The organism is Janthinobacterium sp. EB271-G4-7A, assembly GCF_020858075.1.
Lineage (GTDB): Bacteria > Pseudomonadota > Gammaproteobacteria > Burkholderiales > Burkholderiaceae_D > Janthinobacterium > Janthinobacterium lividum.
Genome location: NZ_JACYMI010000007.1, coordinates 1 through 12,787 on the forward strand (window position 1 = coordinate 1; position 12,787 = coordinate 12,787).

The 12,787-nt window shown below is 59.7% G+C and carries 8 protein-coding genes and 1 tRNA gene; 4 read left to right on the plus strand and 5 right to left on the minus strand.

Annotated elements, in window-relative coordinates:
* Both IGS58_RS27580 and IGS58_RS27585 read right to left on the minus strand, forming a co-directional pair.
* Positions 1-76: transfer RNA gene (locus IGS58_RS27580), tRNA-Val, on the minus strand.
* A gap of 99 nt (positions 77-175) precedes the next feature.
* Complete coding sequence (locus tag IGS58_RS27585) at positions 176-2,335, minus strand: S9 family peptidase (protein ID WP_230523187.1); 2,160 nt, start codon at positions 2,333-2,335, stop codon at positions 176-178.
* Between the two features lie 185 nt (positions 2,336-2,520).
* On the opposite strand from IGS58_RS27585, the gene dinB reads away from it, so the two are divergent.
* Positions 2,521-3,675: a DNA polymerase IV gene (dinB, locus tag IGS58_RS27590; RefSeq protein WP_034781190.1), complete on the plus strand. Its 1,155-nt coding sequence runs from the start codon at positions 2,521-2,523 to the stop codon at positions 3,673-3,675.
* A gap of 118 nt (positions 3,676-3,793) precedes the next feature.
* Positions 3,794-4,690 (plus strand): recombination-associated protein RdgC, encoded by an 897-nt coding sequence (locus tag IGS58_RS27595; protein ID WP_034754435.1) that lies wholly within the window; start codon positions 3,794-3,796, stop codon positions 4,688-4,690.
* 135 nt (positions 4,691-4,825) lie between these two features.
* Here the strand turns inward: IGS58_RS27595 and IGS58_RS27600 are convergent, their stop codons facing one another.
* Positions 4,826-7,570, minus strand: coding sequence for a TonB-dependent receptor (locus IGS58_RS27600; protein WP_230523188.1), 2,745 nt, complete (start codon positions 7,568-7,570; stop codon positions 4,826-4,828).
* 520 nt (positions 7,571-8,090) lie between these two features.
* Positions 8,091-8,576, minus strand: a complete 486-nt coding sequence (locus tag IGS58_RS27605) for an asparaginase domain-containing protein (RefSeq protein ID WP_034781194.1) — start codon at positions 8,574-8,576, stop codon at positions 8,091-8,093.
* Positions 8,577-8,754: 178 nt separating this feature from the next.
* On the opposite strand from IGS58_RS27605, the gene IGS58_RS27610 reads away from it, so the two are divergent.
* A complete protein-coding gene (locus tag IGS58_RS27610; RefSeq protein ID WP_034781196.1) occupies positions 8,755-9,528 on the plus strand; it encodes a hypothetical protein in 774 nt (257 codons plus the stop codon).
* Here IGS58_RS27610 and IGS58_RS27615 read toward each other — a convergent pair.
* Positions 9,516-10,529 (minus strand): D-2-hydroxyacid dehydrogenase family protein, encoded by a 1,014-nt coding sequence (locus tag IGS58_RS27615; protein ID WP_230523189.1) that lies wholly within the window; start codon positions 10,527-10,529, stop codon positions 9,516-9,518. The two genes, IGS58_RS27610 and IGS58_RS27615, sit on opposite strands and share 13 nt — an antisense overlap.
* Before the next feature lie 356 nt (positions 10,530-10,885).
* Between IGS58_RS27615 and IGS58_RS27620 the strand changes: the two genes are divergently transcribed.
* Entirely contained in the window at positions 10,886-12,757 is a 1,872-nt protein-coding gene (locus IGS58_RS27620) for a phosphoenolpyruvate carboxykinase (GTP) (RefSeq protein WP_070280132.1), read from the plus strand.
* The last annotated feature ends 30 nt before the right edge of the window (positions 12,758-12,787 follow it).

Sequence of the window (12,787 nt, forward strand, 5' to 3'; positions counted from 1 at the left end):
TGGTGGGTGCTGAGAGGCTCGAACTCCCGACCTACGCCTTGTAAGGGCGCCGCTCTACCAACTGAGCTAAGCACCCGTTGCTTGTCTCAGAAAACCATCCCGACGTTTGTCACCACGTCTGGAAGAGGCGCTATTATAGGACGGGCGAAATCCTTCTGCAAGCGCTTTTTTCACTTTACTCTGTAATGCCCCATTGCGATAGCATCCACGCCATATTGAACGCATTCTCGGCGATGGCGTTATAGCGGCCCGAGGCGCCGCCGTGGCCGGCGCCCATATTCGTTTTCAGCAGCAGGGGATTGCCATCCGTTTTGTACGCGCGCAGCTTGGCCACATACTTGGCCGGTTCCCAGTACATGACCTGGCTGTCGTTGAGGCCCGTCGTCACCAGCATGGCTGGGTAATTCTTGCGCGCAATGTTGTCGTACGGAGAGTAGCTGAGCATGTAGTCGTAGGCCGTCTTCTGGTTCGGGTCGCCCCATTCCAGGTACTCGCCCGTCGTCAGCGGCAGGCTGGCGTCCATCATGGTGTTCATCACGTCGACAAACGGCACGGCCGCATGCACGGCGTGGAACAGGTCCGGGCGCATGTTGACGACGGCGCCCATCAGCAAGCCGCCCGCGCTGCCGCCCTGGATGATCAGGCGGTTCGGGCTGGTCCATTTTTCGCGCACCAGGTAGTCGGCGCTGTCGATGAAGTCATTGAAGGTGTTTTTCTTCTTCATCAGCATGCCGTCTTCATGCCAGGCTTCGCCCATGTCGGTGCCGCCGCGGATATGCGCCTGCGCATAGATGACGCCACGGTCCAGCAGGCTGATGCGGCTGATGGCAAAACTGGCTTCCGTGGAAATGCCATACGAACCATACGAGTACAGCAGCAGCGGCGCGGAACCGTCGAGCTTGACGCCTTTCTTGTAGACGATCCACAGCGGTACTTGCACGCCATCGCGCGCCTTCACCCACAGGCGCTGCGTGGTGTAGCGGCTGCCGTCAAAGCCGCCGACGATTTCCTGCTGCTTCAGCACCGTGCGCTTGCCGTCTTGCATGCTGACGTCGATGACGGTGGGCGGCGTGACGGGCGACTGGTAGGACATGCGAAATTGCGTGGAGGAAAATTCCGGCGTACCGACGGATGTCGCCAGGTAGACGGGGTCGTCGAACTGCACCGTTTTCCAGTTTTTATGCGCGAAATCAAGGATGCGCGCGCGGTTCAGGGCACGGGCCTTTTCCATCACCACCAGGTAGCCCTGGAAGACGTCGATGGACTGGATCACGGCATCCTTGTTGTGCGGCACGACGGGTTTCCAGTTCTGCGGCTGCGGCGCGGACAGCGGCGCGCTGACGACACGGAAATTCTTCGCCTCCTTGTTGGTCAGAATATACAGCTGGCCATCGCGGTGCTCGATGCCGTAGCGGTGTCCTTTTTCACGTTTCAGCACGGATTGAAAGGTGCCTTGCGGCGTGCTCGTTGGCAGCAGCAGCACTTCGCTCGTATCCGTGCTGCGCGCGGTGAGCACAAAGTAGCGATGGTCGCGCGTGCGGCTCACGCCGATGGCGAACTGTTCCACCGGCTCGTGGTAGACCTGCTGCAAGGTGCCGCCCAGCGGCAGGCGGAACAATCGGTCCGCGCGCTTGGTCGTGGCGTCTTCCTGCGTCAGCATCAGGGTGGCGTTATCCGCCGCCCAGGCCAGCGATGTCACGCGCGGCATGCTGTCGCCCAGCAACTTGCCCGTCTTCAAATCCTTGACATGCAGCTCGTACTGGCGGAAACCCGTCGTGTCGGTGGTGTAGGCCAGCAACTGTTCATTCGGGCTGATGCTGAATGCGCGCACGGCAAAGAACTTCTGGCCTTCGGCCAATTGATTCTGGTCCAGCAAGATTTCCTCAGCCGCCTGCGCATCGTAGGCGCCGTTCTTGCCGACGGGGCGGCGGCAGTGAATCGGGTATTGTTTGCCCGCTTCCGTGCGCGTGTAATAGTAGAAATTGCCCTGGCGCGCAGGCACGGACAGGTCCACTTCCTGCATGCGGCCCTTGACCTCCGCAGTCACCTTGTCGGCCAGCGGCTGGATCGGGGCCGTGACGGCGGCCGTGTAGGCGTTTTCCGCATTCAGGTAATCGATCACGGCAGGATCGGTTTTCTTTTGCAGCCAGCGGTAGTCGTCCGTGACGACCGTGCCGTGGCGCGTTTCCTGCCACGCCGTCCTGGCGGCGACAGGCGCGGTGGCGAGGGGGCTGGTGTCGGCCAGCGCGGATGGCGATAGCGTGGACAGCAGCAGGGCCGGCAGGATGGATAACCAGGCGGACCGGCGGCGCGAAGCGTGATGTGCTGTGGACAAGGCAACTCCCTAGGTTTCGTTGTTGTGCAGCGATTCTATTCTTGCTAAATAGAAAAGCCAATCATGATTTCAGTCAATACCGTTCCGGCGCTTGCATCCACGGACATTTGCAGTGATACTGTATATAATTACAGTATCCGACAGCATCCCGCCGCGAGGTGCCCTTGACCACATCTGCCCTTACATTGCCTGAAACCCGCCGCTGGATTGCCCACCTGGACATGGATGCCTTCTTTGCCTCAGTGGAACTATTAAAATATCCGGAACTGCGCGGCGAAGCCGTCGTCATCGGCGGCGGGCGCTTGCAGCAGCCCGTGCTGCAGGAAGACGGCACGCGGCAGTTTGCGCGCATGCGCGATTATGTGGGGCGCGGCGTCGTCACCACGTCGACCTATGCGGCGCGCGCGTTTGGCGTGTTTTCCGCCATGGGCATCATGAAGGCGGCCAAGCTGGCGCCCGACAGCATCCTGCTGCCGGCCGACTTCGAGGCTTACCGCGAGTATTCGGCGCGCTTCAAGCAGGCCGTGGCCCAGTTGTGCCCCATCATCCAGAACGTGGGCATCGATGAAATCTATGTCGACCTGACGGAGTATGGCGAGCAGGCGCCGGCCATGGCGGCGCGCCTGAAGGCGGCCGTGTCCGAGGCGACGGGCCTGTCGTGCTCGATTGGCCTGGCGCCCAACAAATTGCTGGCAAAAATCTGTTCCGACCTGGAAAAACCGGACGGTCTCACCATTTTGCAGCCCGAGGATATCGAAGCGCGCGTGTGGCCCTTGCCGGCGAAAAAGATCAATGGCATCGGCCCGAAGGCGACGGCCAAGCTGGAGGCCCTGGGCATAGTCACCATCGGCGAGCTGGCACGGGCCGACATGGCCATGCTGCGCACGCAGTTTGGCGACTTGTACACGGGCTGGCTGCGCCAGGCGGCGCTGGGCATCGATGACCGGCCTGTGCAGACGAGCCGGGAAACCAAGTCCGTCAGCCGCGAAACGACGTTCGAGCGCGACTTGCAGGTGGTGCGCGACCGCGCCACCCTGTCGGAAAAGCTGGAAAGCCTGTGCACGCGCGTGGCGGGCGACCTCGACAAGCAGTCGCTGGCGGGGCGCACGGTGGGCATCAAGCTGCGCTTCGAGGATTTCAGCACCGTCACGCGCGACATCACCTTGCCCAGCGCCACGGCGGACGCGGCCGCCATCCTGCGCGCCAGCCGCGATTGCTTGCGGCGCGTGCCATTTGAAAAGAAAATCCGCCTGCTGGGCGTGCGCATCTCGACCTTGTCCGATCCGGCCATCGTGACGCGGCAGGCGCCCGCCCAGGCGGAGCTGTTTCCCGCCCTGTAGCGGCATTCCCCATGCATCAACAACACCGCGCCAGTCCGCGCTTTTGACGGCATTCCCGTGTCGAAAGTGTAGAATGGCGTTCCCCTGGCACTACTGAAACAAACGGAAGACAAAAACTATGTGGTTCAAGAATCTTCAGATTTACCGCCTGCCCGCACCATGGGCCTATACGCCAGAACAACTGGAAGAGGCCTTGTCCTCGAACAAATTTACGCCGGCGACCAGCATGGATCTGATGCGCCAGGGCTGGGATACGCCACGCCCGAACGGCGGCCTGGTCCATGTGGTCAACAAGCAGATGCTGATCTTGCTGGGCACGGAAAAGAAACTGCTGCCAGCGACCGTCATCAATCAGGTGGCCAAGGCCCGCGCTGCCGAGATGGAAGAAGCACAAGGCTTTGCGCCTGGCAAGAAAGCCATGAAGGAATTGAAGGAACGCGTGGCTGACGAGTTGCTGCCGCGCGCCTTCAGCATCCGCAGCAACGTCTGGACGTGGATCGACCCCGTCAATGGCTGGCTGGTGGTCGATGCCGCCAGCCCGGCAAAGGCCGATGAAGTCATCAAGCTGCTGTTGAAAGCCGTCGACAAGCTGCCGCTGGAAAGCCTGCGCGTGCAGCGCTCGCCCGTGGCGGTGATGACGGAATGGCTGCAGGCCGACGATGCGCCTGCCGGCTTCACGGTCGACATGGATACGGAATTGCGCGCCACGGGCGAAAGCAAGGCCACCGTGCGCTACGTGCGCCACACCCTGGAAGCGGACGACGTGCGCCGCCACATCGCGGCCGGCAAGCAGTGCACGCGCCTGGCCATGACGTGGAACGACAAGATTTCGTTTGTGCTGACGGAATCGCTGGCCATCAAGAGCGTCAAGCCGCTGGACGTGATCAAGGAAACGGAATCGAGCACGAAGAACGACGAAGAACGTTTCGACGGCGACGTGATGCTGATGACGGGCGAACTGAGCAAGCTGATGGCCGACGTGGTCGAGGCATTGGGCGGCGAAGCGACGGCGTAACAGCAGCCATGCTGCTACAAAAAAAGGAGCTGCGGCTCCTTTTTTTTCGCCTGTGCAATATGTTGCAACATAAAAAAGCGCCTTGCACGGTGAAGTGCAAGGCGCTTTCAGGACAATCTAATTTAAGACATCAAATTAGAACTTGTAGCTACCGGTGAAGTAGAACGAACGCATCATTGGATCGGCGTAGCGTGGATCGAAGCCAACCTGGTGGCCCGACGAAGCGCGCAGCGACAGAGGCGGTTCACGGTCAAACAGGTTCTTGATACCAGCGCGCAGCGTCACAGCCGAGTTGAAGGCATAGCGGCCTTGCAGATCGACGGTGGTGTACGAAGGAACTTCCAGACGGATCGTTTCCAGTTTCCTGGTATCGACGTTCAGTACCGAAGCGGCTGCATCGGTGTAGCCGTTACGATAGCTGACAACCATGGTGCTGGTCAGTTTGCCGGTTTCCAGGCTCATGTTCAGCTTGACCAGGTTACGGAACGTGACTGCATCGGTGATGCCGAAGTAGTTCATGTTGGTCGTCCACTGATTCTTGGTGCCTGGCACGGTGTAGTCAGCCTTGAGCATGTGGGTGCCGCTCAGGTTGGCCGTCAGGTTACCGAAATCAAAGCGATGACGCGCCGTCATGTCCCAGTCGATACCGCGGTTATGCGTCTGGCCGATGTTCATCGACAGCGATTTGAAGGCGAAGTAAGGCAGGCCGGTCGATGGCTCGATGTAGGTGCCGAACAGGTCTTTGTACAGCGTTGGATTGCCGAAGGCCTGGGTTTCGCTGACGGCCGAGACCGCGTCGGTGATCTTCACGTCCCACAGGTCGGCGCCGAACGAGAATGCCGAGCTAGGTTCGATACGGAAACCGACGGTGTATTGCTTCGATTTTTCCGGTTTCAGGTTTTCGTTACCACCAGCCAATTGGTTGTACTGGGTTGCTGCTGGACGGCACATGGCGTCGCCTGGGAACGGGCAGTTCCATGGTTTTGCCGTGAAGCCGTTGTTGACCAGCGGCTGGCCGATGTCCAGCATGCTCGGTGCCTTGAAGCCCGTGCCGTACGAACCGCGCAGCAGTACTTGCTGCACTGGCTGCCAGCGTGCCGTCACTTTGTAGGTGCTGGCGCTTTGGTCTTTACCGATGGACTTGTTCACCACGCCGTTGTCGATCTTGGTGATGGTGTCGTAACGGCCAGCCAGGCTCACTTCCACCGTTTTGGTGACAGGTGCCAGCAACTCTGCAAACACGCCGTAGGTTTCGCGGCTCAGGTCGTAACGTGGCGAGGTGTTGAAGTTGTAGATCGTGCTGGTGCTGGCACCGGCGCTTGGCGATTGCTCGTACTTGTATTCGCGGTAGTCGCCGCCGATACCGATATTGGCCTTGCCGCCTGGCAGGGTGAACAGTTCGCGCGAACCGTGCGCATCGATACCGCGCATGGTGGTCGATGCCGTACGGATCGAACCGTTGAATTGCGAATCGTTGATCAGCTTTTGCAGTTCTGGCGATGCGTTACCGGCTGGCAAGAATGGGTTGAACTGCGGATTGCTCTGCATCTTGACGAAGTCGGCGTTCTTGGCATAGCCGCCCACGTAGCGCTCGTCGATCGCGTTTTGCGACCAGGTCAGGGCCGATTCCACGTTCCATTCGCCGACTTCGCCTTCCACGCCGACGACGAAATGCTTGGTGTCGGTGATGGTGTTGCTGGCGCGGGTGCCCCAGTCGACCATGCGGTAGTTGGCGGTAACGGATTTCACGTCGTCATGCTGTGCTTGTGTCAGGCCTGGGCGCACGTACTGGTTGTACAGTGCGCTGTTCTTGGCGATGCTGATCGGTACCGGGTTGGCGGCGATACGTGCCGTCAGGTCAAAGCGCGACAGGGCCACTTCGGCAAACGCATTCAGGTTGTCCGTCAGTTTGTAGGTACCGCGAGCGAACAGGCTGTCGCGTTTCGATTCTGGAACGATTTCAACCGTCGAGCCGCCATCGAAACCGCAAGCCTTGCTATTGGTTGCCGTGACGTAGTTGGTCGGACCGCAATCGTTGCTGGCGCCACTGGCTGCCAGGTACGGATTGAACATGATCGGTTGCGTCGCGCTATTGTTGAACGCAACGGTGGCATTCGCTGGCGCGGTCGAGGTGCTGGTACGGTCGTAGATGTAGTTCTTGCCGCCATAGCTGACAGGAATGAACGACGAACGGGCGAACGAACGGTCCGTTGCGCGCAGTTTCGACTGCTCATCGTGGCGGTACGATACCAGCACGTTGAAACGGTCTTCGTCAAGATCGCCGAAGCCGTAGGTGACGTTGGTGTTCCAGGCGTTGCCGCCTTTATTTTCCGGGCCGCCATAGGTGGCTTCCAGAGTGCCGCCTTGGACATTTTTCTTCAGAATGAAGTTGATCACGCCGGCAATAGCGTCCGAGCCGTACAGTGCCGAAGCGCCGTCGGTCAGGATTTCGACGCGCTCAACCGCGCTCATTGGAATGGCGTTCAGGTTGACGGAGGTGCCCGAGCCTTGTGGCGCGATGCGGCGGCCGTTCAACAGGACCAGGGTGTAGCTTTCGCCGATATCATGGATCGACGCGCTGGTGCGGCCGCCCGAGTTGGAACCGGCAGCCACGGCGCCGATGGTGAAACCTTGCATGGCTGGCAGGCTTTGTACCAGGTCAGCCACGGTGGTAGCGCCGGTACGGGCGATCGCTTCTTGCGTCAGGCGCTGCACTGGCAGTGCGCCTTCGACGGCGATACGTTTGATACTCGAACCGGTAATTTCAACTTTTTGAATTGCTTCGTCCGCCATGGATTGGCCAGAGAACAAGACGCTACCTGCCAGGACGGTCAGGGCCAGGCGTACGCTGCGCACGCCAATTTTTTCTTTAAATGCCATTATAACAATTACTCCGTAGTAGTTTTAATAACGACAAGCAGTACACGAGCACCGCTCAAGCCATCGGATGGATGGCCAGCGGAGGCGTGTACGGTAGGCGGAACCACGTCTGGGGGAGGTGGAAGACTACTTAGCGCAATATTGTTATAAATGCACTTCTTACTTGTCGAGGCAAACATTATGTCGTCTCAGCAAGAAAAAATGCACCTCAACCGTGTCGGATTTGGCAATAAATTGTGGATACAGAAGAATATTTAATTTAACTGTTAAATTACAGTTTTATATTTATATATATCGTCGTTTTTAAAAATGATCAATGGTGTTTTTTTACAACATAAAATTATTCTATTGGCAATTCGATGTTTTACCTACAATAATTCGAGAAAAACTATTGCTTTGCAGAATTTATGAAAGGTAAAAAAACGTAAAAAAAGCCCGTTAAAACGGGCTGGTCGAATTGTGACAGAGTGTCAGTCAGACCGTGTGCCGGTCTGCTTGCCGCGCCCCGTCTGCCAAAGGCTTACAAGGGTTGGAACACGCCGGCGGCGCGGTTCTTTTGCACATTGTCCCAGGCGAAGATCTGGCCATTCATGGCCACATATACGCCGGCTGGCAAGGTTTGCGCCACACCGCAGGCAAAGCCCAGGTTGAACAAGGCATCGGAGTTGTCGATTTCGTAGGGAATCATGGCGCCCGTCAAGATCACCGTTTGCTGCAGGTTCGCCGCGCCCAGCACTTGCGCCGTTTCGCGCATGGTGTCGGTGCCGTGGATGATGACGATGGCTTTTTCCTGTGCCGCGCGGCACGAGGCCAGCACGCGCTGGCGGTCCGCATCTTGCATGTCGAGCGAATCGAGCAGGGGCAGTTGCTCCAGCGCCACGGGCGCCGTCATGCGCGCGCGGGCAATCGCTGCCGGCAAATGACTGTCGGAAAAGCCCAGGGTACCGTTCAATTCGTTGTAGTGTTTGTCGAAAGTGCCGCCAGTGGCGAGTATGCGCAAAGTCATGATGTGGTCACGATGTCAGTGGAGAATGACGCGCATGATAGCGTGGATTGGCACCGTTGCGTGAATGCCGCCGCAGATGGGGCAGCGTGCCTGCCGCCCTGTGCCAGCACCGCATCTGGAAAATTTGGCCATCTGTGAGTACACTGGTTTCTTTGTTTGCCTGCCACCCCGACTCCGTATGAAAGCGCTCGCTCCCGGCACCGTCATTTTTCACCGCCACCGCGGCTACGGGGTGATTACGTCCGTCAATTTGCTGACGGGCTGGATCGCCGCCCGTTTCGGCAGCGAAGCGCGGACCCTGGACCTGAACCTGTCGACCGATGACGTGCAATTCGCCGATGGCGAAGCGATCCTGTTTCGCCGCGCGCCGCCGGACCGCATGCCGCATGCACGCCTGATGGCCATGGTGCGCGAGCTGCACCAGGCCGGCTATCAAAAACTGTATCTGTATTCCTGGCCCAAGCCTTCCGGCCTGCACTGGCGCTGGCATTTGTTTGCGGGGCCGCGCGACTGGATGCAGCGGCCCTGGCGCGAAGGCTGGTACGGCTCGGGCGCCGATTACAACGTCAACCCCGTGATGGGCTGGGGCGATACGCCGGGCGCCACTACTGGCGAGCTGATCGATGCCCTGGCCCGTTTCGATCCGCAAGGCCTGGCGCAGGCGCTAGGGCGCGACGACGACCATAGCGACTGGTTTGGCCGCGTCTGCGATGCTTTATTGCCCAATTACATGTACAGCCTGGACATGCAGCGCACGCCAGGCGAGCCCTTGCAAGACATGCCACCCGTGCCGGTCGTCGCCGTGCGCGCCGGCGTGGCGCCGTACGGTGGGCCGGACATCGCCTGGCCGCCCGGCTGGGCCGGCCTGTGGCGCGGCCGGCACGTGCTGCCCGCGCCCGCCATCCGCATCACGGGCGAGCCCGATTTGTTGAAGGGCTTTCAGCGCTCCTGAGGGGCTTGCCGCGCGTGTTGCAATGCCTCGGGATTGAGCAGGCGCGTGCATTGACCTTGCGTAAAATCGACGATGTTTTGCAAGGCGTAGCGGAAATACAGCTCATAGCTGTCACGCTCGACGTAGCCCAGGTGTGGCGTGGCCAGCACGTTCGGCAGCAGCAGCAATGGCGAGCCTGGCGGCAGCGGCTCGTCCGTGAACACGTCCAGCGCTGCGGCGCCCGGGCGTCCCTGCGGCAGTGCCGCTTCCAGTACCCCATCGGCGACCAGTTCGGCGCGGCTGGTGTTGACGAACAGGGAAGTTGGTTTCATGCGCGCCAGGTCCTCTTTTGTGACCAGGCCGCGCGTCTTGTCGGACAGGCGCAGGTGCAAGCTCAGCACATCTGCCTGCTCGAAGAAGGCTACACGCGATTCTGCCGCCGTATCGCCGGCCGCCACGGCTGCCGCGCGGCTCGCTTCGCTGCCCCACACGAGGATGGTCATGCCGAAGGCGCGGCCATAGCCGGCGATCAATTGACCGATCTTGCCGTAGCCCCAGATGGCCAGGGTGCGCCCTTTCAATACCGTGCCGAGCGTGTTGCGCGCCGGCTCGATGGATGACGTTTGCCACAGCCCTTCCTGTAAATGTTGCGCGTACGGCACGATCTTGCGCTGCGCCGCCATGATCAGCGCCCACGTCAGTTCGGCCGGTGCCGTGGGCGAGCCGATGCCTTCCGCGATGGCGATGCCCAGCTCGGTGGCGGCCGGCACATCGATGTGTCCGCTGACCTTGCCCGTTTGCGAAATCAGTTTCAGATTCGGCAGTTTCGACAGCAAGGCCCGGTTGAAACTGCTGCGCTCACGGATCAGCACCAGCGCATCGAACGGCGCCAGACGGATCGCCAGCTGACCCAGGCCCCGCGCCGTATTGCTGAACATTTTGACCTCATGGCCATCGAGTAACTGGAAACAATCGAGGCTGCGCACGGCATCCTGGTAATCATCAAGTATGGCAATTTTCATGGTGGATGGCCGATTTTAGCGAGGATTTGGTAGGGAAATAACAGGATACGGGAAATGCTGAATAGCCTACTACATTAGTCAAGCTATTCTCCTACATTTTTGCGAGAATAGCTGTTTGGCGGGTGTACAATCGCCGGCACTTTTGAAGCTTCCTGATTATAGTTATAGCGCAAACTGTTCTTGCAGCCTGGGAGCATGATCCAGGTAAATGCCGCTGGCGCGAACGCCGCGGCTGACACGACACCAGAGCCCTGCCCGCGTGAACACGCCGCCCGCAGTGAGCCGCAGCCACCTCTCAACGATGCTGCCTGTCTTGCAGAACGACCAGAATTTCTTTTATTGGTATTGGAGGTAATATGAATCAGCCCGTCATGGGTGGCGTCGCCGCACTCAACGTCCCAGCTTATATTAAACAACAGAAACTGATCAACTGGGTGGCCGACATTGCTGCGCTGACCAAGCCAGAGCGCATCTACTGGTGCGATGGCTCGCAAGAAGAGTACGAGCGCCTGTGCGCCGAAATGGTTGCCAGTGGCACCATGAAAAAACTGAATGCGCAAAAGCGCCCGAATTCCTACCTGGCCTGCTCCGACCCGAGCGACGTGGCCCGCGTCGAAGACCGCACGTATATCTGCTCGGCAACGAAAGAAGCGGCCGGCCCGACGAACAACTGGACCGAACCAGGCGAAATGCGCCATACCTTGAACGGCCTGTTCGACGGCTGCATGCGCGGCCGCACCATGTACGTCGTGCCATTCTCGATGGGCCCGCTGGGCTCGCCAATCGCGCACATCGGCGTGGAACTGTCCGATTCGCCTTATGTCGCCGTCAACATGAAGATCATGACCCGCATGGGCCGTGCCGTGTACGACGTGCTGGGCACCGATGGCGAGTTCGTGCCGTGCGTGCACAGCGTGGGCGCCCCGCTGGCCGCTGGCCAGGCCGACGTGAAATGGCCGTGCAACAGCACCAAGTACATCGTGCATTTCCCGGAAACGCGTGAAATCTGGTCCTTCGGTTCGGGCTACGGCGGCAACGCCTTGCTGGGCAAGAAATGCTTCGCCCTGCGCATCGCCTCGAACATGGGTTACCAGGAAGCGCAATCGGCCGATAACAACCCGGGCTGGCTGGCCGAACACATGCTGATCCTCGGCGTGGAATCGCCGGAAGGCAAGAAGCATTACGTGGCGGCAGCCTTCCCGTCGGCTTGCGGCAAGACCAACTTCGCCATGCTGATCCCGCCAGCAAGTTTTAACGGCTGGAAAGTGACCACCATCGGCGACGATATCGCCTGGATCAAGCCGGGCGCCGATGGCCGCCTGTACGCCATCAACCCGGAAGCGGGCTACTTTGGCGTGGCGCCGGGCACCAACGAAAAAACCAACTACAACTGCATGGCGTCCATGCGCGACAACACGATCTTCACCAACGTGGCGCTGACGGACGATGGCGACGTCTGGTGGGAAGGCTTGACTAAGGAAGCACCAAGTCACCTGATCGACTGGCAGGGCAAGGACTGGACGCCTGCGTCCGGCACCAAGGCCGCGCACCCGAACGCGCGCTTCACTGTTGCTGCTACGCAAAACCCGGTGATCGACGCTGCCTGGGACGATCCGGCCGGCGTGCCGATCTCGGCCTTCATCTTCGGAGGCCGCCGCTCGACCACCGTGCCGCTGGTCACGGAAGCGCGCAACTGGGTTGAAGGCGTCTACATGGCCGCCACCATGGGCTCGGAAACGACGGCTGCCGCCGTGGGCCAGATGGGCGTCGTGCGCCGCGATCCATTTGCCATGTTGCCGTTTATCGGCTATAACATGAGCGATTACTTCCAGCACTGGCTGGACATGGGCGTCAAGGTGGGCAAGGTCAACCCGGCCGCCTTGCCGAAGATCTATTGCGTCAACTGGTTCCGTACGGACGAGGCTGGCAAATTCGTCTGGCCTGGCTTTGGCGACAATATGCGCGTGCTGAAATGGATGCTCGAGCGTATCGAAGGCAAGGCGGGCGGTGTGGAAAACCTGTTCGGCACGACACCGCAGTATGGCGACCTGAACTGGGATGGCTTGCCATTCACGCAGGAACAGTTCGACACCATCACCTCGATCGACAAGGCCGCGTGGGTGGAAGAATTGAAATTGCATACGGAGTTGTTTGAAAAACTCGCGTATCATCTGCCGCAAGAATTGGCAGATAACAAGGCTGCGCTGGAAAAGCGGCTGAGTGCGTAAGTAAGTTAACGTAAAGCGGCACATGACAAG